Origin of the sequence: Stieleria neptunia (assembly GCF_007754155.1) — a bacterium.
Taxonomy (GTDB): domain Bacteria; phylum Planctomycetota; class Planctomycetia; order Pirellulales; family Pirellulaceae; genus Stieleria; species Stieleria neptunia.
This window is the reverse complement of the sequence record NZ_CP037423.1, coordinates 1242054-1263443: the sequence shown is the minus strand read 5'-3', so window position 1 is coordinate 1263443 and position 21390 is coordinate 1242054. Positions and strand designations below refer to the sequence as shown.

General features: G+C 56.4%; 22 protein-coding genes. 7 read left to right on the top strand and 15 right to left on the bottom strand.

Going from position 1 to position 21390, the window contains the following annotated elements; genetic code table 11:
- The first annotated feature begins 330 nt into the window (after nt 1-330).
- The 5 genes from Enr13x_RS04470 to Enr13x_RS04450 all read left to right on the top strand — a co-directional run bounded on the left by Enr13x_RS04470 (nt 331) and on the right by Enr13x_RS04450 (nt 8330).
- Nucleotides 331-2139, top strand: a complete 1809-nt coding sequence (locus tag Enr13x_RS04470; protein WP_145384906.1) for an arylsulfatase — start codon at nt 331-333, stop codon at nt 2137-2139.
- 99 nt (nt 2140-2238) lie between these two features.
- The gene (locus Enr13x_RS04465) at nt 2239-4332 is read left to right on the top strand and encodes a glycoside hydrolase family 172 protein (RefSeq protein ID WP_231744087.1); all 2094 of its coding nucleotides are present in this window, start codon (nt 2239-2241) and stop codon (nt 4330-4332) included.
- Between the two features lie 10 nt (nt 4333-4342).
- Complete coding sequence (locus tag Enr13x_RS04460; protein WP_145384905.1) at nt 4343-5761, top strand: sulfatase family protein; 1419 nt, start codon at nt 4343-4345, stop codon at nt 5759-5761.
- A 100-nt stretch (nt 5762-5861) separates the two neighbouring features.
- Nucleotides 5862-7223, top strand: a complete 1362-nt coding sequence (locus tag Enr13x_RS04455) for a sulfatase family protein (RefSeq protein WP_231744384.1) — start codon at nt 5862-5864, stop codon at nt 7221-7223.
- Nucleotides 7224-7355: 132 nt separating this feature from the next.
- On the top strand, nt 7356-8330 hold the full coding sequence (locus Enr13x_RS04450) for a family 43 glycosylhydrolase (protein WP_145384904.1): 975 nt from the start codon (nt 7356-7358) through the stop codon (nt 8328-8330).
- 1111 nt (nt 8331-9441) lie between these two features.
- Here the strand turns inward: Enr13x_RS04450 and Enr13x_RS04445 are convergent.
- From Enr13x_RS04445 to Enr13x_RS04405, 11 genes are all read right to left on the bottom strand, one after another.
- Entirely contained in the window at nt 9442-9909 is a 468-nt protein-coding gene (locus Enr13x_RS04445; protein ID WP_145384903.1) for a hypothetical protein, read from the bottom strand.
- A 34-nt stretch (nt 9910-9943) separates the two neighbouring features.
- Nucleotides 9944-10300 carry a hypothetical protein gene (locus Enr13x_RS04440; protein WP_145384902.1) on the bottom strand — a complete coding sequence of 119 codons (357 nt, stop codon included), beginning with the start codon at nt 10298-10300 and terminating at the stop codon, nt 9944-9946.
- Between the two features lie 773 nt (nt 10301-11073).
- Entirely contained in the window at nt 11074-11301 is a 228-nt protein-coding gene (locus Enr13x_RS04435) for a hypothetical protein (protein ID WP_145384901.1), read from the bottom strand.
- A gap of 350 nt (nt 11302-11651) precedes the next feature.
- Nucleotides 11652-12044: a hypothetical protein gene (locus Enr13x_RS04430; RefSeq protein ID WP_145384900.1), complete on the bottom strand. Its 393-nt coding sequence runs from the start codon at nt 12042-12044 to the stop codon at nt 11652-11654.
- Nucleotides 12045-12215: 171 nt separating this feature from the next.
- The gene (locus tag Enr13x_RS37705) at nt 12216-12362 is read right to left on the bottom strand and encodes a hypothetical protein (protein ID WP_197455777.1); all 147 of its coding nucleotides are present in this window, start codon (nt 12360-12362) and stop codon (nt 12216-12218) included.
- Between the two features lie 280 nt (nt 12363-12642).
- The gene (locus Enr13x_RS04425) at nt 12643-13083 is read right to left on the bottom strand and encodes a hypothetical protein (protein ID WP_145384899.1); all 441 of its coding nucleotides are present in this window, start codon (nt 13081-13083) and stop codon (nt 12643-12645) included.
- A gap of 769 nt (nt 13084-13852) precedes the next feature.
- Entirely contained in the window at nt 13853-14473 is a 621-nt protein-coding gene (locus Enr13x_RS04420) for a hypothetical protein (RefSeq protein ID WP_145384898.1), read from the bottom strand.
- Nucleotides 14474-14500: 27 nt separating this feature from the next.
- Nucleotides 14501-14647: a hypothetical protein gene (locus Enr13x_RS37700; RefSeq protein WP_197455776.1), complete on the bottom strand. Its 147-nt coding sequence runs from the start codon at nt 14645-14647 to the stop codon at nt 14501-14503.
- 345 nt (nt 14648-14992) lie between these two features.
- The gene (locus Enr13x_RS38790; protein ID WP_145384897.1) at nt 14993-16123 is read right to left on the bottom strand and encodes a four helix bundle protein; all 1131 of its coding nucleotides are present in this window, start codon (nt 16121-16123) and stop codon (nt 14993-14995) included.
- 162 nt (nt 16124-16285) lie between these two features.
- Nucleotides 16286-16798, bottom strand: coding sequence for a transposase (locus Enr13x_RS04410; RefSeq protein ID WP_197455774.1), 513 nt, complete (start codon nt 16796-16798; stop codon nt 16286-16288).
- Nucleotides 16795-17058, bottom strand: a complete 264-nt coding sequence (locus Enr13x_RS04405) for a phage integrase N-terminal SAM-like domain-containing protein (protein WP_231744086.1) — start codon at nt 17056-17058, stop codon at nt 16795-16797. Before Enr13x_RS04405 ends, Enr13x_RS04410 begins: the two co-directional genes overlap by 4 nt.
- 20 nt (nt 17059-17078) lie before the next feature.
- Here Enr13x_RS04405 and Enr13x_RS38785 point away from each other — a divergent pair, with 20 nt between their 5' ends.
- Nucleotides 17079-17333, top strand: a complete 255-nt coding sequence (locus Enr13x_RS38785) for a hypothetical protein (RefSeq protein ID WP_231744085.1) — start codon at nt 17079-17081, stop codon at nt 17331-17333.
- Nucleotides 17334-17796: 463 nt separating this feature from the next.
- Here Enr13x_RS38785 and Enr13x_RS04400 read toward each other — a convergent pair whose 3' ends face one another.
- Nucleotides 17797-18021, bottom strand: coding sequence for a hypothetical protein (locus tag Enr13x_RS04400; protein ID WP_145384894.1), 225 nt, complete (start codon nt 18019-18021; stop codon nt 17797-17799).
- A gap of 103 nt (nt 18022-18124) precedes the next feature.
- Here Enr13x_RS04400 and Enr13x_RS04395 point away from each other — a divergent pair, with 103 nt between their 5' ends.
- Nucleotides 18125-18307: a hypothetical protein gene (locus Enr13x_RS04395; protein WP_145384893.1), complete on the top strand. Its 183-nt coding sequence runs from the start codon at nt 18125-18127 to the stop codon at nt 18305-18307.
- A gap of 216 nt (nt 18308-18523) precedes the next feature.
- Here Enr13x_RS04395 and Enr13x_RS04390 read toward each other — a convergent pair whose 3' ends face one another.
- From Enr13x_RS04390 to Enr13x_RS04380, 3 genes are all read right to left on the bottom strand, one after another.
- Nucleotides 18524-19141: a hypothetical protein gene (locus tag Enr13x_RS04390; RefSeq protein WP_145384892.1), complete on the bottom strand. Its 618-nt coding sequence runs from the start codon at nt 19139-19141 to the stop codon at nt 18524-18526.
- An 87-nt stretch (nt 19142-19228) separates the two neighbouring features.
- Nucleotides 19229-19996 carry a DUF6348 family protein gene (locus Enr13x_RS04385; RefSeq protein ID WP_145384891.1) on the bottom strand — a complete coding sequence of 256 codons (768 nt, stop codon included), beginning with the start codon at nt 19994-19996 and terminating at the stop codon, nt 19229-19231.
- 707 nt (nt 19997-20703) lie between these two features.
- Complete coding sequence (locus Enr13x_RS04380; RefSeq protein WP_145384890.1) at nt 20704-21027, bottom strand: hypothetical protein; 324 nt, start codon at nt 21025-21027, stop codon at nt 20704-20706.
- Nucleotides 21028-21390: the final 363 nt, after the last annotated feature.

The following is a 21390-nucleotide window of genomic DNA, read 5'->3' as shown; positions in this document are numbered from 1 at the left end:
TCAGCAACCGTTGGTGTTTAGCCTTGAGGCGATTCCCGGTCGCTGCGACGCAGCGAGAGTGGGCGGCTAAAGGGACCGTCCAGCTTAGGAGCGATGCGAAACGCGACGAATCCTAATGATCTCGTCGGTTGAGTGTAATGCGGTCAGCGGACCGTTGTACGACGTCCTTTCCAGGTCGTCGTCGGGAGTCCAACGGACGACGGCCCGGAAGGGCCATCGTACTCGAAAAACCGATCGAACTAAGCTGGATGGTCCCTAAAGCCTGCGAACCAACACTTGTCCCCCTGCGATTCATCTCTGAAAACTTTTACCCTTGAGGAACGGAATAAGATGAAGACATCTGGCATTGCTTTATTCGCTTTCGCGCTACTTTCGACGTTGTCGTGGGGGCTGGGGCATGTGGCCCAGGCCGCTCGTCCCAACGTGATCTTGATCATGTCCGACGACCAGGGCTACGGCGACCTCGGATGCACGGGGAACCCGATTATCAAGACGCCAAATATCGACACGTTGGCAGCGGAAAGTTCCGGCTTGCGCGATTACCACGTCGCTCCGACGTGTTCTCCCACGCGTTGCTCGCTTTTGACCGGCCACTGGACGAACCGCACCGGGGTCTGGCACACGATCATGGGGCGTTCGATGCTGCGTGAGAACGAAGTCACCGTCGGTCAGATGTTCGCCGACGCCGGCTACGAAACAGGCATGTTCGGGAAGTGGCATCTCGGCGACAACTATCCCTATCGCCCGGAGGACCGCGGTTTTACAGAGGTCTTTCGACACGGCGGTGGCGGTGTCGGCCAAACGCCGGACATCTGGGACAACGCCTACTTCGACGGGTCCTACTTTCACAACGGTGAAATCGTTCCGGCCAAAGGCTTCTGTACCGACGTCTTCTTTTCTCGTGCCTCCGACTTCATCAGCACGTGTGCGAAACAAAAGCAACCGTTCTTTGCCTACATCTCGACGAACGCTCCGCACGGCCCGCTGCATTGCCCGCAAGAATACCTCGATCTGTATCCGGACCAATCCGACAACATCGCCGCTTTCTACGGCATGATCACCAACATCGATGACAACGTCGGCAAGACCCGCAAGCTGATCGAAGAACTTGGGATCGCCGAGAACACCATCTTCATTTTCACGACGGACAACGGAACGGCCAGCGGTGCAAAGATCTACAATGCCGGGATGCGTGCCGGCAAAGGGAGCCCGTATGACGGTGGCCACCGCGTGCCGTTCTTTCTGCATTGGCCTGCCGGTGGCCTGACGAAACAGCATCATGTCGACCAACTCACCCACGCCGTCGATATCGTTCCAACCTTGCTGGAGATGACCGGGGTGCCGAAGCCTGAATCGGTGACGTTTGATGGCGTCTCGATTGCCAGCTTGCTCGACCCGACCCAAGACGTCGATTGGCCCGAGCGTTTTGTGATCAGCGATTCGCAACGCGTTCGCGATCCGATCAAATGGCGTGGCTCATCGGTCATGTCGCAACAGTATCGGCTGATCAACGGCAAAGAGCTGTACGACATCGCCGCAGACCCGGGTCAGAAGAACAACATTGCAAAAAAACGTCCGAATGTCGTCGCGAAGATGCGCGCGTTTTATGAGCAATGGTGGGCCGAACTCGAACCGACCTTCTCGCAGACGACCGAGATCTACCTCGGCCATCCCGAACACCCCGTCGTCAGCTTGACCGCGCACGACTGGATCCAGGAGGTTTATCCCCCCTGGCACCAGGGCTCCATCCGCGCGGCGATCGAACTGAAGGCCTCCGGAAAACTCGTTCACAAGGGCCACTGGGCGGTCAAGGTGATCCGGGATGGCAAGTACCAAGTCTCGCTGCGTCGCTGGCCGGCCGAGTCGGGAGCCGCGATCAACGCACCGCTTCCTGCGGGCGATGATGTTCCGGGAGCGGCGACGGCTTTTCGTGTCACGCCAGGAACCCCCATCGGTGCGACCCACGGTGTCCTGCGTCTGGACGGCAAGGATCTTGACCGGAAACCCGTCGAGCCCGACGCCGAAGAGGTCCGCTTCGTCACCGAACTGAAGCAGGGCTCGCATCAGCTCGCCCCGTATTTTGAAATCAAGGAAGGTGAGTTGGGCGCCTACTACGTCGTCGTCACCCGTCTCGATTGAGTTGGCCTTTCGGCAGACGATTTGGGTTGCGGAAATCTGTTTAATTTCTGCAACCCCGTCGTCAAATGCAAAAGAAACCCGCCAGACAAAAGGCAATCCATGATGACGCGACTGAGAACGCTCCTTGCCGTCTTGCTTTGCCTGTCCGCTCCTTCCGTCGGTGCAGGCGAAACGGTCACGATCACATCGTTGCTCGATGAAATGATTGACCGTGATTCGGTGGCGCGTTTCCCGGAACAGCAATTTCGGCTGAAACAGCACAGCAGCTACAACCGGGCCTCCAACACTCCGGAGGACCCCGAAGGCTGGTTTGCCAACGGAGATTACAATCGACCGCCCAACGGCAGGAACTTCATCCGAACGGAGGAGAACAGCGGCCGGAAAGAATGGGTCTTGATGGACCATCAGGGTCCGGGCGCGATCGTCCGCACCTGGATGCCCTGGCACAATCCAAACAATGGCGGCACGGAGATCAACCTGCGGATTTACTTGGACGGCGCCGAGGAACCGGCGTTGGAGGGCAACATGCTCAGCATGTTCGATGGCAGCGGAGTGTTCCCGTTTCCCTTTGCGCATCCCTCCCTGCGCTCGGCGGTCAGTTTTTTCCCGATCCCGTTTGCGAAACGCTGCAAGGTGACGACGGACCAAATGCCGTTCTTTTTTCAGTTCACCTTTCGGGCGTATGACGAAGGCACTCCGGTCAAGACCTTTACGATGGCCGACTTCCAGGCAGCCAAGGACTTGACGACAAAAACGGGCAAGACGCTTTTGAACCCCACCGTTTCCGGCGCAGGAGAGCCGCTTCGATTTAGTGCCAGCCTGGGCAACCAAGACGAGCAGTCACTGGAGCTTCCGGCAGGCACGGCCGCGGTGCGGGAACTTTCGGTGAAACTGGGCAGCTATGCGGATCCTAAGGTCACCCGCCAAGTCGTGCTGAAGATGCAGTTCGACGGCAAGCAAACGGTCTGGTGCCCGATCGGCGATTTCTTTGGCTCGGGCATCGGATTGAACCCCGTGCAAGGCTGGTACCGCACGGTCGCCGAAGACGGCACGATGAGTTGCCGCTGGGTGATGCCGTATCAAAACGGCGGTAAGGTCTCGCTGGTCAACTACAGTGGCGAACCCGTCGATGCCGAGTTGGAAGTCAAAACCGGCGCATGGACCTGGGACGAACGGTCCATGTATTTTCACGCCGGTTGGCGCGGACAGTATCCGGTCTCGACACGACCGTATTCCGATTGGAATTACGTCACACTGAAAGGGCGCGGTGTGTATGTCGGCGACACGCTGACGATCATGAATCCGGTCGAAAGATGGTGGGGCGAAGGCGACGAAAAAATCTGGGTCGACGGCGAAGATTTTCCTTCGATTTTCGGAACCGGGACCGAGGACTACTACGCCTATTCCTGGGGCGGACGCAGCACAGACTTTTATGAGCACCCCTTCCATGCGCAGCCGTTCTCCCACCGCTACAACAAACTGAATCGCAAAACGACCGACGAACGCAACACCCACGGCTTTAGCGTGGAAACCCGCAGCCGCTCCCTGGATACCATGCCCTTTGGCAGTTCCTTGCAACTGGACATGGAGATCTGGTCGTGGAGCGAATGCGAAATGGGCTACGGCGTCGGGATGTACTGGTATGGATTCCAGGACACAACATCGAACCGCAAACCCGAACCGGACCAGGTGCTCAACGTGCCGGTCGTGCCCAAGGTGGAAACGGCTTCGACAAATGCTGGAGCAGACGAGTTCAAGAATGCGGTGGAGATCAACGCCAAGAGCGTCATTTCCAAGCCGGACACGATTGAAATCAAGCCGCAAAACTTGAAGCGGTTGAAGCTCAAGGGCGTATGGAATCTGAATACACACGCTCTGTTCAAGAACGCCCGAGTCGGTGACGTGGTGGAGATTCGCATTCCGGCGACAAGTCCGGTAGCCGAAAAGTTGACCCTGCACGCGACGAAGAGCTGGGACTACGGCATCCTGCGTTTCTCAGTCAACGGGAAAGCGGTCGAACAGCAGGTGGACGTTTATGCGGAAAAACCGGTGCCCACCGGACCGATCACGCTGGGTGCATTTGATCCCGTTGACAGTGCGTACGTGTTGCGTGTGGAAGTGGTCGGCAAAAACCCGAACAGCCAAGACGCATTCTTCGGTCTCGATTGCGTGACCTTGAGTGCGGCCCAATAACGAGAAAACAATGAACCGGAAAAACAGCATCTTATCGATCCTTGTGGTTGCGAGCTTGAGCGGGCTGTTCGCGCCATTGGCCCCTGCCCAAGACAGCCGGCCGAATTTCGTGGTGATTTTCACCGATGACCAGGGCTACGGCGATCTCAGTTGTTTCGGTGGCGAGCACGTCAGCACGCCCCGGATCGATCAGATGGCGGCGGAAGGGGCCCGGCTGACGAGCTTTTATGTGGCCGCCCCGGTTTGCACGCCGTCCCGCGCCGCTCTGATGACCGGGTGCTATCCCAAACGCATCGACATGGCGATGGGCTCCAATTTCGGAGTGCTGCTCGCCGGCGACCGAAAGGGATTGAACCCTGATGAAATCACGATCGCCGAAGTGTTAAAGACCGCGGGCTACAAAACAGGCATGTTCGGTAAGTGGCACCTGGGAGACCAACCGCAGTTCCTGCCGACCAAGCAAGGCTTTGATGAATATTTTGGGATCCCCTACAGCCACGACATCCATCCGTTTCATCCCAGGCAAAATCACTACCAGTTTCCGCCACTGCCGCTATTGGACAACGAATCGGTCATCGAGATGGATCCCGACGCCGACTACCTGACGAAACGCATCACCGAGCGTGCGGTGTCATTCATCGAGGCCAACAAAGACGAGCCGTTTTTCCTTTATCTGCCGCATCCCATTCCCCACGCCCCATTGCACGTGTCGCCTCCGTTCATGGAAGGCGTCTCCGATGATGTTGTGGCGAAACTGAACGCGGAAGACGGCAAGATTGACTACGGCACGCGGCACAACCTGTTCCGTCAGGCGATCGCCGAGATCGACTGGTCCGTCGGGCAAATCCTGGACACACTCCAAGCCAACGGCCTCGACGAAAACACACTGGTCCTGTTCACCTCCGACAACGGTCCTCCGAAGAACACTCTCTTCGCCAGCCCCGGCCCATTGCGTGGCAACAAGGGGACGACGTTGGAAGGCGGCATGCGCGAGCCCACCGTCGTCCGCTGGCCGGGAAAAATCCCCGCCGGTAAACCCAATGACGAACTCATGACCACCATGGATTTGCTGCCGACGTTCGCAAAGCTGGCGGGCGCGGCGATTCCCACCGATCGCGTCATCGATGGCAAGGACATCTGGCCGACGCTGATCGGTGAAGCCCCGACGCCGCACGAAGCGTTCTTTTACCATGGCGGAAACCAGCTACGGGCGGTCAGGTCCGGGAAGTGGAAACTGCATACCAACAAAGGGAAACCCACGCAGCTCTACGACCTGGAGAACGACATCGGCGAGAAGAAGAATGTGATCGAGGCGAATCCGGAAGTCGCGCAGAAGCTGGTGCAGCAGTTGAAGGCGTTCGCCCAAGACATCGCCGAAAACAGCCGGCCCGCCGCATTCGTCGAACATCCGACACCCCTTTCACAATGAGTCGCAACACATGTATTTGAACCTTGGATTTGGCAGGACGATGGAGACGGGGAAATTTCGGCCCGCGGCCTTCCTGCCCCGATTGTTTTGCCCCGTCGCCATGTTGCTGTTGGGATGCTGTTTGGCCAGCGCGGCGCAGCGCCCGCCAAACTTCGTCGTCATCTTCGCCGACGATCTCGGGTACGGCGACATCAGTTGTTACAGCCCGACGGGTGTCAAAACTCCGCACCTGGACGCGCTGGCCGCCGAGGGATTTCGCAGCACAGATTTCTTCGTTCCCGCCAATGTCTGCAGCCCTTCGCGGGCCTCGCTGTTGACCGGACGCTACCCGATGCGATGCGGCATGCCAGTCGCCCGAACGGAGACGCCGGGTTCTAAGTACAAGGACTACGGATTCGCCCCCGATGAGATCACGATTCCCGAATTGCTTGGGCCCGCCGGCTATCGTTCGCTGATGGTGGGCAAGTGGCACTTGGGCATGGACGTCGAGGGCTCCCATCCGATCGACGCCGGATTCGACGAACACCTTGGCATCCCCAGCAATTACTCCAAGAACCGCGGTCCAAACTACAACACGCTGTATCGCGGCAAGAAAGTCGAACAAAAAAACGTTCGGTGTCAGGAACTGACACGACGATATACCGATGAAGTGGTCAAATTTATCAAGCGGCAGAAAGACGATCCGTTTTTCATCTACGTTTCACATCACATCGTGCATTCCCCGCTGTTGCCTAGCAAAGACTTCGTCGGCACGTCACAGAAAGGCAAGTACGGGGATTTTGTCAAAGAGCTTGATCACAGTACCGGGCGAATCATGAATGCGATCCGCGACGCCGGCCTCGATGACAACACGCTGGTGGTCTTTACCTCGGACAACGGTCCGACTCGATTCGGGTCCACGGGTGGCTTGAACGGTGGCAAGTACTGCACGATGGAAGGCGGACATCGCGTACCCGGCATCTTTCGCTGGCCTGGCAAGATTCCGCCCCAACAAGTGTCCGACGTCACGCTGACCAGCATGGACCTGTTGCCCCTGTTCTGCGAACTCGCCGGAGTGGAGCCGCCGGGTGATCGCAAGATCGACGGGAAACAGATTCTGCCTATTCTTCAAGGCAAGGTGACCGAAACGCCCCACAAGGTACTTTACTACTACAACGGCACGAACCTGCAGGCGGTACGCGAGGGCGACTGGAAACTGCATCTGCCACGGACGCCCAACGATCAGCCGTTCTGGTCCAAGAAGCCGGACAAGACGAAAGGCTTCGTGTCCCTGGATGAACCGAAGCTCTTCCATTTGAAGGACGACCTCGGCGAAAAACGCAACCTCGCCGACGCACACCCCGAGGTCATGCAACGGCTTCAAACGCGGGCCAAGGAGGCCGTCGCAGAACTCGGCGACGTCCGCGTCACCGGTTCGGATCAACGGAAAATCAACTTGGTCGACCCGCAGGAGAGATCATGATCCATCATCTGCCACTCGCCTTCTGTCTGTGCATGTTGACCGCATTGCCAGTGGGCGCCGACGAACCGACCACGAATGCCGACTCAGCCGCGACGGCGCCGATTATCGATATTAAACACAACGGAGCACAACATGAAAACATTCTTCTACGTCGCGGCAACTGTCGTGATGGCGGTTGCCACCCACGCCGACGAACCAGCCACTCGAACCGTCACCGTCACGCATTCGGCGATTGAAGGCATCGGTGCCGAACCAGGCGTCATGCGTCGCGATCCCAGCGACATCATCAAAGTCGACGACTTGTATTACGTCTGGTATTCGAAGGGAAAGATCTCTCCGGGATACGATGCGACGGTCTGGTATGCGACTTCATCGGATGGTCGCAAGTGGACCGAGAAAGGCATGGCGTTGGCAAAAGGCGAGCCCGGTAGTTGGGAAGGGGCAAGTGTCTTCACGCCCAACATTCTGGTTGCCGAAGGACGCTACTGGCTGTTCTACACGGGCACGTCCAGAGAGTACGGCAAGGGCTTCAATCCCGATTCGAAAATCGGGATCGCGGTTTCCGATTCACCCGCTGGCCCCTGGCAGCGTCTGGCCACCAATCCGGCTTTGAAAAACAGCGACAACCCGGCGGATTTCGACAGCCATCTTGTGGATGATGCCTGCCTGATTGTTCGGGAAGGCAAGTACTGGTTCTACTACAAGGGCCGCCAGTTGGGAAAAGGTCCCGGGCAAACGCAAATGGGCTTGGCGATCGCCGACCATCCGCAGGGGCCTTACGTGAGGCACGAGGCGAATCCGGTGATTCCCGGTAATCATGAAGTGTTGGTCTGGCCGCAAGGCACGGGCGTCGCCGCGATGATCGGCACGACGGGGCCGAAAGCGATCACCAATTCGATTCTCTATGCGGAGGACGGAATCGAGTTCTCAAAGACGCACAACGTGACGAACGGTCCTTGGGCCGGGGGAGCCTATCGTCCGGAGGCGTTCACGCAGAGCGGTACCGGTGATCTCCCTGAATGGGGCGTGGAGATCGGACGGCCGAAAGGCCGCAACACTCGCCTGCCTTTCATTCAGCGGTTCGATGTCTCGGAGGAACGGGAATAGATCGAAAGCCAGAACTTTGTCGGGCCTCAGGTGGGCCGGTCACAGGACCTGATTAGAACGGATCCTGCCAGACGGTGCCAGCTTCTCTGGCCCAGGCGAACTCGAACTTGTTGGCGGGAGGACGGTCCGGTTCGGACTCCGGTTCCTTTGCACTTTCTTGTTCACTTTTCGCACGACCAGTCGTACCAAGTGTGAAAAACCTTCACCCATCGCGATGCCACCGACGCAGCGTCCACGATATCCCGGAGGGATCACACCAAGTAGCCGGAGGTCAGCGCAGCGCCACCTCCGGAACACGCTCCCTGATCCTCCCCTCGACCCCGGACGGCGTCGCAGCAAGTCCCAGTATCCCGGCGAGCGTCTTGGCTTGCTGCTCGGAATCCCAGAGCCCCACCAACAAATCGGGAGTGATCACTGGGGGCAAGCCGTTTTTCCAACCCACAGAACGCAGCAGGAAGGCAGGAAAATTTCGGGTAGGAAAACGGATGCCCGAAAAACGCCACACCCGACAAACACCCGGCTCTCTTTTCCTACCCAAAATTTTCCTACCTCCATCTCCAACCGATGCATCGCCCGCGGATCATCATGAATGCCCCCAATCCTCTTCCCGTTGAGGGTGTTGGCCTGGATGCCGACGCAATCTCTCACAAGGGTGCACGACACGGCTCTTGGTCACGCCGAACGACCTGGCCCTCCGAACACCGTCCGCTTCACCAATCACTTGCACGCAGTTCATCAGCGTCGCGGTGCAGACCACGTTTTCGTCTCGTTGGTGCACTTCAGACATCCAATGGCGCTCGACTCCCAAGGATCGGCGCGACGTGCGTTCGGATTCGTCTCTTAGGACCGTCGGAAGAATAAGTGGCGGAGATTGATTGTGGGATAGGCTTCCAGCCTGTCGTTTTCGCCATGACAGGCTGGAAGCCTATCCCACTTATTCTTCCGACTGTCCTTAGTAAAAGAAAAACACCCTCGGACTTCGAAGCGGCAAGCAATTCGACTACGTTCAACGGCGGCGAGATGCGGTCTGGGAGAATCGATTTTCCATTCGTGAAACCTCGCAAGCTCGGCTCCGTTTCATCGCATGGTTCGCCGCACTCGGGCGAGAGATTCACTTTGAACCATAGAATTGTAGTGAGATCACGAAACGGTTGGTAGCTGCGTCGTATACGCCGTAGAGTTTGGGAAACCGACCACCGTATCCGAACAACACCTCAGGCGAATGATCTGGAGTGAATTCCGGCAGCTTGACCTCGCGATCCTTCAAGTAAGCAAGGATGTCGTCACGTTCGGCGATCTCCGTTCCATCTTGGGACAGCGAAACCTCTGCGCTATCGCAGAATCTTACGATGGAATCTTGGGTTGCAGTCCCAGTAATAGTAAATGTGCCGCCACCATGTGGATGTTCGTAGCCGCGGAAGTTGGCGGGTTCGATAAACTCCAGTTCGGACAGGTTCTCTCCAACAATCGGGATGTCACTCGGAGTTGTCGCGTCACCGCCAAATCGGGAACCAGTGGCGTGGTAGGCGAGCCAAGCAAGCAGTGCGATGACGAAAATGACGGTCGCGGCTTTGCGCATGTTTCAAGTTACAACTTGCAGTGTTTGTTCGCCCTCAGTCGTCGCGTCTTTTCACGCCGTCAACTTCAACCACCAATAGCGTCTCGAGACCTTCGTACGCTTCGGATGTGAAAGTCACGTTGTTCAATTCAGCGATTCGCTTGAACGTGCGGTAGACGTGGCGTTCCATCGCGTACTCGCCGCACGAGCCGCCGAAGTCAGACATGATGTCACGGAAAGTAATCGCGTCAATCCGACAGTCTTCGGCGGCACTAAAGCTACGCTGCATAACCGCAAGAGCGTTCTCTTGCGAATTGGCGATCATGCATGCGTTTTCATTGTACTCGTAGCATTCCTCAAACGTATCGAAGACAGCGTACCCCACTACCGTTTCCAATTCCTGGTGGTCCATCGAGATCAATTGCTCAGCGAAAGGTGGTGATTGATTCGGATTCAATAGCAGAACGAATTGTGATCTATCCGCGCACGCGGAGGAACGGGGATCGATCGTGCGCCAGAACTTTGTCGCTCTTCAGTGGGCCGGTCACAGGACCTGATTAAAACGAATCCTGCCAGACAGTGCCAGCTTCTCAGGTCCAGGCGAACTCGAACTGGGTGGCGGGAGAACCGTCCGGTTCGGACTCCGGTTCCTTTGCACTTTCTTGTTCACTTTTCGCACGACCAGGCGTACCAGGTGCAAAAAACCTTCACCCATCGCGATGCCACCGACGCAGCGTCCACGGTATCCCGAAGGGATTTCAGCGATTAGCCGGAGGTCAGCGCAGCGCCACCTCCGGAACACGCTCCCTGATCCTCCCCACGACCCCGGACGGGGTCGCAGCAAATCCCAGTATTTCGGCGAGCGTCTTGGCTTGCTGCTCGGAATCCCAGAGACCCACCAACAAATCGGGAGCGATCACTGGGGGCAAGTCGTTTTTCCAACCCACAGAACGCAGCAGGAAGGTAGGAAAATTTCGGGTAGGAAAACGGATGCCCGAAAAACGACACACCCGGCAAACACCCGACTCTCTTTTCCTACCCAAAATTTTCCTACCTCCATCTCCAACCGATGCATCGCCCGCGGATCATCATAAATGCCCCCAATCCTCTTCCCGTTGAGGGTGTTGGCCTGGATGCCGACGCAATCTCTCACAAGGGTGCACGACTCCCGGCGTCACGTGCAATTCATGGATCTCCGTCGGCCTGTCGTTCGGCAAAGAAATCGTGGCGTTCGTTGATCAGCGTCGCGGCTGGATCATGGCCAAACCGTGTCTTAAGCGTGGGATTTCCGAACAGCGTTGACCAAGCCGTGTCGCCGATTCCGACGATCGAGCAGAGAAGTGCGAACCAGACTACCTGCACAAATTCATCAGTGATGCGGAACCATATCAGCGCCGCGGCAAACGCGAACACTGCTGTACTGCACCATCTTGCTAAGCGAGAAGAAACCATACGAAGCCGTCGCTTGCATACTCGGCATCGCGGCACGGGTCTCATTCGATCAATTAGTCGTAAAGAAGAATCGCATACGGGGCAACATTTCCAAATCCCACAATCACCTACCGGAACGATGGAAGCGGGCTCTGATTGCGGCGGTCGATACGGGTCATGAATGTGTTCCACGATACTCGTTTGCTTATAACGCTGAGTCGGAGGCGGCATTCACGGAAAACGTTCACGATCAGCCGGCAGCGGGAGTTGACATTGATCTCACGAAAAACCACACCACCGCCGCTCCGTTGCATCCCATGGTTCGTCGTCGTTTATTTGGGCGAATCGGACGTGGTCGACAAAGCATCGGCCAAGTAGTTCCGGATGCGTTCATTCGGCTCACTGCCAACGAAGTGGCTCTCCGAACCACTCGCCAAAGTGATGACCTTCATCGGCGGGTCGCAGCTAGCAATTGTAGCGGGCCTCGTGCCCCACCGGATATTCACGAGTTCCTGTAGTTCCTCGAAGGTGAATTGATCTCCGTGCCCCGCTTCAGACTCAAATTCATCCTCCAGATCGCTCCAGTCAGATGGCCAGATATTCCCAGTTGACCGCAAGTGGCGAATCACGAACTCGGAGGTCCAGTCCACCGCGTAGGCCTCTTGCAAGTTGGTCAGCACGGCGTTAACGGTCCGGAAAGAAAAAGCAATCACAGCAAAGATCATCGCGCAAATGGCGGAGACGATCAGAAGTCTACGAATGCCGAAACGGACACCGGGTCTATTTCTCGAGCGGGGCATCGCTACATACGACGAACGGCGGCGGTCACCGCGTCGGCGCGGTCGACCTGATTTCAAAAACAAACTCGACTCGCCGACTGCAGTGCACCAAATGGTTCACGCGTCCGGCCACGACGACGGCATGAGCCATCGCCGCTGACGGCCAATGTACTCGATCGGAATCGCCGTGGGAAATCGAGTCACCCAATCAGCGGTCGGCACTTCAGGCGTCGGTTTGTCTTGGATCGTACTCGTACTCAGCATTGCGGTACTCGTGCTCGTACTCGATCGACAGGCGTCGGTTTGCCTTCGCCGGCCGAGTCGAACGCGCACCTATCGAACCGTGACATCAAATGCGAATCTCAGGAAACGGAGGTTCGATGACATCCGGTGGACGTCCTTCGGGTCACGATCAAACGACAGCAAATCAATTGCCACAAAAGAACGCGAGAAGACGCAAAAGAAGAAGTGGGCGCTGTCGTCAGGCGCCGGTTAGCAGCGTGAACGTTTACGATCAGCTGGCGGCGACGGTAGATCAACGATTTCAAAACGCCCGACTTCGCCGCTCGGTTGCATCGTTTGGTTCTGCCTCTTCGATCTCAATGACGTAGTAGTCCCTTTCGTCGTCTGTATCGGCCGTCCGAAAGCCACGAAATCGAATCCTTGCTATGCCAGGGTTAATCGTATACGAATCCTGAAGTTCCCAGGGCCAACCGAAAACACCGATCTGCCCAGATGGAACGTCAATCGCGGTCACAATGTCAAAATCAGCATTGTCATCGGGTTCACTCACCGCTTCGCGTGGGCCGTAGCTTATGACACGAGCGACAATGTCCCCGGCGGGACACAAAGCCGTAATGTGGTCATGCGTGTTGTGCCTCTGTTGGACATGGGTGTCAGTCCAGTCCTCGGGCGTCTCCGGTTCGAGAACCTGATCTGCGACATAGATTTGACGATAGGTGGAATCAACTTCGTAGGTCTTCATCTTCTTGGCAGAACGGCTGTGGTCACCGCGTCGGCGCGATGGACCAGAACTCAAAAACAAACTCCACTCGCCGACTGAGGTGCCCCACTTAGTTCACGCGTCCGGCCTCGACGACGGCTTGAGCCATCGTCGCTCTGTGCCAATGTACTCCATCGGAAGCGCCGAGGGAAATTTCACTCCCCTTGCTGTACCGATTTCTTTTTGGATTCGGGATGAAGCCCGGAGGGCTGGCACAATGCTTGCCGGTGGTGTCAGCCACCGGTATCGAAAGTACGAATTTGCTGAGGCCTGGAAGGCCGGCACAATGGGTTTCCCGGTCCACTCCAAACGCGGGCATTGTGTCGGCCCGCTGGGCCTTGAGCATTCCTTTGAATCCTCCCCCGGTGGCTGACGCCACCGGCAGACACTCTACCGGCCCTCCGGGCCTGAAAGCCGTCCTCGTACTCAGCAACGCGGTACTCGTACTCCTACTCGAATCGACAGGCATTGGCTTGTCTTCATCAGCCGAGTCGACCGCGCACCTATCGAACCGTGACATCAAATGCGAATCTTAGGAAACAGAGGTTCGACGAATTCCGGTGGGCGACCTTCGGGTCACGATCCAACGACGGCGAATCAATTGCCACAAAAGAACGCGAGAAGACACAATAGAAGAAGTGGCCGCTGCCGTCAGGCGCCGGTTGTCAGCGTGAACGTCGCCATCACCGAGGACGGCCAATGTGGTTTCCATTTGCAAACGCGTCATGCCGTCCTTCGGTGGATGGCATGGTTATTTGCTCGTTTGCGGTGAGATCGTCGGCTCACTATCGGCATTCGCATCGTCATCGAGCATTTTGAGCATCTTCTCAATGTTGGCTTTTCGACGGCGATTGAATTCGTCCTCGCGTAAATAGTCACGTGAGTAAATGTAGTAGCTATCGATCCCATATTGCGGAATCGAGAGATCGCGGTTTGTAAGCATCATGTCGTTGCCGTTCTTGACGACGATGTGTGCCCGAATTCGACTACGTTTGTCCGTTGGTCTAGCGACTGAGGCTACGCCATCAACCGGTCCACGTTCTCTGATCTCAAGTATCACCTTGCCATCGCTCTCGACCGTGAACGAACCAGCGATCCGTGATGCACCCATGCGGTGACGAATGACTCTCTCGAAGGTGCCGTCTTTGCGAAAGCTCAAAGTCTCCCAATGGCCAACACCAGGGAATGGGTGATGCCAAACTCCCGTTAGGGATTTGACCGTAACGGTTGTTGATTCGTCTGCAAACGCATTAGTCGCTACTAATGCAACCATGGCGCTCGCAACGAAGAAGCGTGTGCGCTGCATCATTTGCAAATAACGGCGGTGGTCACCGCGTCGGCGCGATGGACCTAAACTCAAAAACAAACTCAACTCGCCGACTGCGGTGCACCACTTCGTTCACGCGTCCGGCCACGACGACAGCCCGAGCCATCGCCGCTCTTTGTCAATGTACTCGATCGGAATCGCCGTGGGAAATCCAGTGTCCCAATCTGCGGTCGGCACTTCAGGCGTCGGTTTGCCTTGGATCGTACTCGTACTCAGCATTGCGGTACTCGTGCTCGTACTCGATCGACAGGCGTCGGTTTGCCTTCGCCGGCCGAGTCGACCGCGCACCTATCGAACCGTGACATCAAATGCGAATCTCAGGAAACGGAGGTTCGATGACATCCGGTGGGCGCCCTTCGGGTCACGATCAAACGACAGCAAATCAATTGCCACAAAAGAACGCAAGAAGACGCAAAAGAAGAAGTGACGCTGTCGTCAGGCGTGGGTTAGCAGCGTGAACGTTTCAGATCACCCGGTCCGAGGAGTTGAGCAACCATTGCCAAGAGAAATTCGACGACTCGGCGTGCATCCGTTGGTTCGTCGTATTGTACCGAAGCGTTGGGGTTACGTGCCGTTCTTTGGCAGGCCAGTGAAAAGCTTCATCACCTTATCGTAGTCACGCACGATCGTAACGTCACCGCCGTCCACGGAACGCTCGATTCGTGTCTCCAGAATATGGTCGCAGAGGTGTTCGAATCGTGTTTTCACCATTCCATTGCGGAGTTGCAGTGTCTCGTCTTCCAAGAGAACAGTGTGGGTAGTGCCGTCGTGATTGACTACGTGAATAAAGAAATGATAACGTGGAGCCCAACCGATAGGACCCGTCAACACTTCAAACTTTGATTCCGCCGGCCAGAGCGATGAATCAGACAGCGCCTGTATTTCGGGTTGAGAGTCAACGGCGAAGAAAATTGTGTCACCGACTATTCGATGCGCCGCGTTCGTTTCCCACGCAAGTATTTCTACACGAGTCGCTTTGCCGATTGCGGCGCGCAGAGCGTTCACCTGATAGGTACACGTTGAACGTCTACGAGCATCAACGTACCGCACAGTGGCAAACAGTGTCGCCGCGAGCACGATCAGAGCTAAGAGCGATCGAGTACGAAAGCGAATTCGCAAAATAGCACTTTGTGAGAGGTCACACGACGAACGGTTGCCGTCACCTGGGACGGACGAGTGATTTTCCACTTGTGAAACCGCGCGAGCCGCCCTCAGGTGCACGGCTTGGTTCTGGCTTGGTTCTGGCTTCCTGCCTTGATCGTACTCGTACTCGCACTCAGCATCGCGGTACTCGTACTCGGTCCCTGCATTGTACTCCACCGGCGATTCGGCCACGGCATCGGATCTCGCGATCAACCGAGTCAGCATCGAAACGATCCGATGAAGCGAACGTTTCAGTTCGTGGTGGCGTTCAACATCCAGTCCATCGGTTGCGGCAAGCACGTCTTGAATTGCGACACATTCCAGCGCCGAGCCACGAGCGATGTCAAGAAATCGACTACGATCTTTGAGGCTTCGCTTCCCGTTGCCCTCGGCGATGTTCAGCGGTATGGATTGAGCGGCGCGAAGCCATTGATCACGAGCGTGGCGATGACAGCCGCTCAAATCTCTCGCGGCGGCGAATGACGAAGCAACGTATTCGATAGAGAAACGGTAAACGTCTAGTCGATCGTGGTCGAAGATGGGTTCGGTCATTGGTGCCCCGAGTCGAGTAGGAGTACGAGTACCGGGCGGCGCCCTGAGTACGAGTACGATTTCCAATGCCAGAACGAAATGCGATCTATCCGGGTACGGAGTACACGGATAGATCGTGCGTTGAAGTTTGTCGGCACGACTTGGCCGATCTGGGGGACGCTATTAGAACAGCATTCGTTGCTGCATGCCAGTTTCTGCGGTCGTCTCGGTCATGGCGTCCAAGCCCGGGGACTCTCTTGCACTTTCAATGCCACTTTTCAGATACCACTGGTACCACTCCGAAAAACCTTCCCCCATCGCATCGTCCCAGAACCGAATCTCATCAAGTTTTTGGCTCTCACGGCACCAACCTGGGCTACACTCCGAATCGCGTCCCAAGATCTCGCTCCAGGATCGCTTCGGATACTCGTGCGTCAGACGAACCGACTCGCTGCCACAGTGCTCACAGCATAGCTCCGGCTCGGTCTCCAACTCGGCCTCCGCTTCTTCCACCGCAGCCATCACGGCCATGCGAGCCTCCGCACCGTCGGCTGCACTCAGGGAGGCAAGGCAGCGTTGCTGATACGCCACCGCTTTCGTGCTCGACCAACCTCCGAATTGACGCGTTTTGGTTAGCTGATTGGGCTGGATGTGCAAGCACCAGCGGCGAATGAACTCCGCCGTCGAAAGAGTCAACGGAACTTGAATCGACTCACCGCCCGTCGTGTATCCTTCACGTGCCCAGAGCCGTAGGCAAGCTTTCGTTCTCGGATCAGATGGAGCTGGAAGGTTCTAACGTCTTCGACGGTTGCCTGGTCGAGCGGTTTTTGGATAAAGTCGGCAAACTTTCGCACGTGATAGGTGTAGGCGTCGATGGTGGCTTCGGCCATGTTGCGGATCACCATGTCTTCGGCGAGCCGCTTGGTGAGTTTGCAGGTTCGTTTTTTGTGTGACATCACGGTTGCTTGTCCTTGTTATGAAACAGAGTTCAAAAGAAGTTCGCGCCGCAGCGTGCGGGGAACACAACAAGGGTGCGTCAACGAGCAAAAAGCGCAAGTTAAAACGCCAGGCAAGGCTTAAAGAAAGCGACAGAAAGAACGCCCAGCGCGCACAACTGGCTAACCGCAAAAGCGCCTACAGGCGCGCCGAAAGACAGACACGTTGTGACCCTCACACACTCACCGCACTGACAAGAGAAAACGGTCACGCCAATGAAGTCGCTGCCGATTAAGTTCAACGATAGCGATGACCGAGTCGCGACGAACGACGTTGCGATGGCCAAAAGATCTGACTCGCGACTTCGTGTCCATCGCTTGGTTCTGCCATTTTACACGGGTAAAGATTCATCGTGTTGCTTGAGGCGAGCGATCATATTCTACGGTTTGGATCACCCAGATCGATCTGCTATTACCGGGATCCAACTCCGTCGCCGTCTTTCAACAATCGCACAGCATCAATTGGAACGATTACGTCAGCCCCGGTTTTGCCACACTCGATTCGAAGCTGGACCTTAGGACGAATCGACTCAATCGCAATCGCGGCTCCAGTAATCCCGCGATACTCACCTGCTACGATCGCTACGGCGTCATTGATTGCGAACGGTACGTCAATCGACCTTTGCCCCGCGTAGAACGCATCGTCAACTTTCTTCGGGACGTGACGCATTGAATCAATCCTTTGCAGAACGTTGGCGATCAGCGAGCGGCGGGAGTTGACTCACCACTTGCAGAAACGTCGCCACCGCCGCTCCGTTGCTTCGCATGGTTCGCCGGCTTGCGTGAAGGTCGGCGAATGCAAGTACGCCCAGACTCGGCCTGTACACGACGAATCCGAGCAAAAATACGGTCAAGATCAAAACCATCATCCGCCGCCAGTTGATGACGGATACGCTTGATCTCAGCGGTTGGGTCAGGAATCATCGAACGCCTCCAACAGTTGTTCGGGGGTGCAAATCGTCGCCGGCTCGTAGCCCGCGTTTCGACAGATCGCGTCAATTAGGTGTTGTGTGGCAGGATTAAGTATATGCTTGAAGTTCCATGTTGCCAACAATTCGACCCCGTTCACGGCGGCAATCGCGATGTGGGTTGCGTCCCGTGGCTCGGACCGAGGAACCGCGTTTCCATCAAGCAGCAAATCAGCGAGCGATTTTGCACCGTCGCCGCCATCGACCATCGGAAGGTCGCCAATCACAGCGAGACGTTCTGAGGCAGCGGTAGGGTCGCCGCCGTTGCATTCGTCAACGGCCAGCGATGTTGCCAATGACGGTCGCTTCGAGATAGACACTTTGCATTGAAGCATCTTAGCAGGTTTCGCGCAGCGAGACCGTTACGCACCTGCCGATCGGCGAACGTTCGGACATCACCGAGCACGCGCGGTGGACCAACCACTTCAAAAAAGTCGACTCGCGTGCTTCGGTGCATGTCATTGTTCCCCGATTTCCGCGATCAGCCAACCGGCTTCGGTCAGTATGCCGTTTGGTCCCGTGGCACGTTCTGGATTGTCCTCCGACCAACGGCGCACGTTCGCGATAAATTCCCGACCCGCGTCTGTGTCAGCATAGCGTACGGCCGCCGTGCGGTCGATTCTCGCAAGCATGCGAAAAGCAACTGAACGAGCAGTATGCTCGCCGGTCGGGTCGCGTCGTGTGTCGGTTAAAGTCAGTTCGACGAGAAGATCGACGGTTGCAGCAGGTGGCGTGCCAAGGTCAGCGAGTCCCCAAATTCCTCCGATTGCACGCTCAGGGTTTCGGTGCAAGGCAAGCCGTTCAATCCAATCGAACACACGTTTGTGGAGCTGGTTGCCAACGTCGTAGCCTATCGACTGGACAATCCGCCCAGATGCGCGTGCGGCGTAGAACGTGATCCAGTGTTCCAGTTCCGATACATCGGAATCGATATCGATCCCATCGCAGATATCGAGAAGTCGAAAAAGGTGGACGCTCGATTCCGGCCCAGCGTTCATCAGTTGAACGGCAGCCCACCATTGGGATCTACGGTCAGTCGACGCGAGACGTGATGTAAACCATTCAGTGTCCATCATTCATTCGGGGAACGGTAGAAATCACGGGGAACGGGCGAACGACTTGCAAGCAGACGAGAAAACGGCCCCCCCGTTCTCCCGTGCATTTCATGGTTCCCCGCCATCTTGAATGACACCAAAAACTCTGACGCTGTAGAAATCGTCCTTAGCGGGCCAGTCAATGTCTGACATCGCCTTGATGATCGGTTGCCAGTCGTTGTTGTCAAGCAATACTTCGACGGCTGAGGGCTTGTTGTCGAACTGTGCATAGTAGCAGCGAAACCAGTGGGTGCCACGGGGAAGGTCCGTATTCTCGATTGCACGCTGGACGATTGGAAACCAATGTGTCGGAGGATCAAAGGGAGCATCTGTGAATGTCCGGACGTTCATGCCCCCAATCGTGACGCGACGTGATGTTCCTGCGATATCCCAGTTTTCGATCTCGATTTGGTCGTCCGCGTTAACATTGAATAACGAGGAAAGTAGTACGTGGAAAGAACCGCCGGTAAAGTTCTGGATGCCGTCTTTCACGGCGTCAGCCTTTGTAGCACCAAGGCCGCCAACAGATTCGATCATCAGTCGCCCGTCTTCGAGTTCAAAGTAGAAATCGAGTTGGATATTAGCTGTGCCTCTTGGAGAAGGATACTCTTTGACGACAGCTCCAGTCATGCGCATGCCGTTCTCTGCAATGAGCCAAGTTCCATCTGCGTCTGTTGGAACGCCGTGATGTTCGAGCAAGTCCTTGAGTATCGGAGCGACGATCGAATCCCCGCTCACTTGGGTAGCGGAAGTAGGGACTTCGTTGACGGCCGGCGGCTGGCATCCGGTTAGGGACGCAAGTAACGCGGCGACGATGTTTCTGAGCTTGCCAAACAAGTACGACTCGATTTTAGTCGGGGAACGTCCGCCGTCACCTGGCACGAGCGGAAACACTTGAACTCGAAACAGACGCGATCGAGTGCTCAGGTGCACGGCGTTGTTCCTCGGATCTCGTCTGGTGCTCGGCGGCAGCGTTGAATGCGACCGATGCAAGAGGATACCGCGGCGAAACAGACGACGCAAATTTTCGTCCGCGAAATGAGCGGCGCAAATCTGGCGGACCGATTCAGTGGTGGCTAACCACGAAAAACACGAATGACACGAAACGAACGGGCGCAATGACACGCGGAAAGTCTGACGTGGGTTTCATCGGAACCGCAGCGTAGGTCCGTCGTGGCGCGGACCAAGTCTCCGATTTGCGTCAGCCAAGGGGCCGTGACGATCCAAAGCAATCGGCCAAAACGTGCGGCAACGATCAATCGCCCCACACCGTCCGGCGCCGAAAGCTCAACACGGTTTGCCCGCGATGAAAAAGTGCGACGCTGAGACATTCGGCTCAGTAAATCCGGCATGTCAGCCCGACGCCTGGAACTGCCTCGTTGCTAACGAGGAACGACGGTGGTCACGTGGTCGGCGCGAACGACTCACCACTTCAATTGACTCAACTCGGCGACTCACGTGCATCCGATGGTTCGTCGCTCTTCGCAGGACCTAAGAACCACGCGGGCATTTCCGGTCGTCCACTGAACATACATTACCGGACATCAGCCGGTGGTATCGGTCTTGTCGGCTGGCCATTCAATCAGCGTGTGATCCATTGGATGGGGAGTGAAGCATCGCTGAATATTCTCGCACCAGTGTTTCCACGCAGCTGCCTTACCAGCTTCAATCGATTCACATTCAGTCGCTCGTCCACCATTCTGATATGAATAGGACCAATTCGTGCGCCCCTTGAGTTGTTTGACCATGTATTGCCCGAACTGCGTGCTAGCGAACCACGTCGTCATCCCAGATGCCTCCATGGGCCCATGCCATTTCAGCGGCGCGAGATGGTCCGTAATAGACGTCCGGTCTTTGGGTTCGGCCATGAAGCGTTGTCCAAGTGTGGATGGTTTGTCGACGAACGTTAGACATCACGCGGGACGGGCGAAAGACGTGCAAGCTGACTAACAACCGCGCCTCCCCTCCTCGCGTGCATGTCATGGTTCATCGCGGCTTGAATTCCGGATCCGATTAGTCCCCAACCCGATCAAGTCGGTATCGTTTAATGCAATCCGGCTAAGGTCCAATTTGACAATATGCTTTACCGTACTCGCATTTGTGTCGACAGGTTTTCGAATTTGCCGAGCGCCGTAGTAGTACGACACACTTGGGCCTGAAATTGCCGCACGAAGTCGTGAGTTTTGATCTCTAAGTTCACCAACCGTCCGTTGTAGTTGCCGTCTGTCGAC

Bases quoted from the DNA above. Each gene is read 5' to 3' on its own strand.
- Enr13x_RS04380 (WP_145384890.1), bottom strand. From the start codon at position 21,027: ATGGCCGAACCCAAAGACCGGACGTCTATTACGGACCATCTCGCGCCG.
- Enr13x_RS04445 (WP_145384903.1), bottom strand. From the start codon at position 9,909: ATGCGCAAAGCCGCGACCGTCATTTTCGTCATCGCACTGCTTGCTTGG.
- Enr13x_RS04390 (WP_145384892.1), bottom strand. From the start codon at position 19,141: ATGATGGACACTGAATGGTTTACATCACGTCTCGCGTCGACTGACCGT.
- Enr13x_RS04440 (WP_145384902.1), bottom strand. From the start codon at position 10,300: ATGGACCACCAGGAATTGGAAACGGTAGTGGGGTACGCTGTCTTCGAT.
- Enr13x_RS37700 (WP_197455776.1), bottom strand. From the start codon at position 14,647: ATGCTGAGTACGAGTACGATCCAAGGCAAACCGACGCCTGAAGTGCCG.
- Enr13x_RS37705 (WP_197455777.1), bottom strand. From the start codon at position 12,362: ATGCTGAGTACGAGTACGATCCAAGACAAACCGACGCCTGAAGTGCCG.
- Enr13x_RS04405 (WP_231744086.1), bottom strand. From the start codon at position 17,058: ATGTCACACAAAAAACGAACCTGCAAACTCACCAAGCGGCTCGCCGAA.
- Enr13x_RS04465 (WP_231744087.1), top strand. From the start codon at position 2,239: ATGATGACGCGACTGAGAACGCTCCTTGCCGTCTTGCTTTGCCTGTCC.
- Enr13x_RS04400 (WP_145384894.1), bottom strand. From the start codon at position 18,021: ATGATTCCTGACCCAACCGCTGAGATCAAGCGTATCCGTCATCAACTG.
- Enr13x_RS04425 (WP_145384899.1), bottom strand. From the start codon at position 13,083: ATGAAGACCTACGAAGTTGATTCCACCTATCGTCAAATCTATGTCGCA.
- Enr13x_RS04455 (WP_231744384.1), top strand. From the start codon at position 5,862: ATGTTGCTGTTGGGATGCTGTTTGGCCAGCGCGGCGCAGCGCCCGCCA.
- Enr13x_RS04450 (WP_145384904.1), top strand. From the start codon at position 7,356: ATGAAAACATTCTTCTACGTCGCGGCAACTGTCGTGATGGCGGTTGCC.
- Enr13x_RS04430 (WP_145384900.1), bottom strand. From the start codon at position 12,044: ATGATCTTTGCTGTGATTGCTTTTTCTTTCCGGACCGTTAACGCCGTG.
- Enr13x_RS04395 (WP_145384893.1), top strand. From the start codon at position 18,125: ATGCTTGAAGTTCCATGTTGCCAACAATTCGACCCCGTTCACGGCGGC.
- Enr13x_RS38790 (WP_145384897.1), bottom strand. From the start codon at position 16,123: ATGACCGAACCCATCTTCGACCACGATCGACTAGACGTTTACCGTTTC.
- Enr13x_RS04470 (WP_145384906.1), top strand. From the start codon at position 331: ATGAAGACATCTGGCATTGCTTTATTCGCTTTCGCGCTACTTTCGACG.
- Enr13x_RS04460 (WP_145384905.1), top strand. From the start codon at position 4,343: ATGAACCGGAAAAACAGCATCTTATCGATCCTTGTGGTTGCGAGCTTG.
- Enr13x_RS38785 (WP_231744085.1), top strand. From the start codon at position 17,079: ATGAAACAGAGTTCAAAAGAAGTTCGCGCCGCAGCGTGCGGGGAACAC.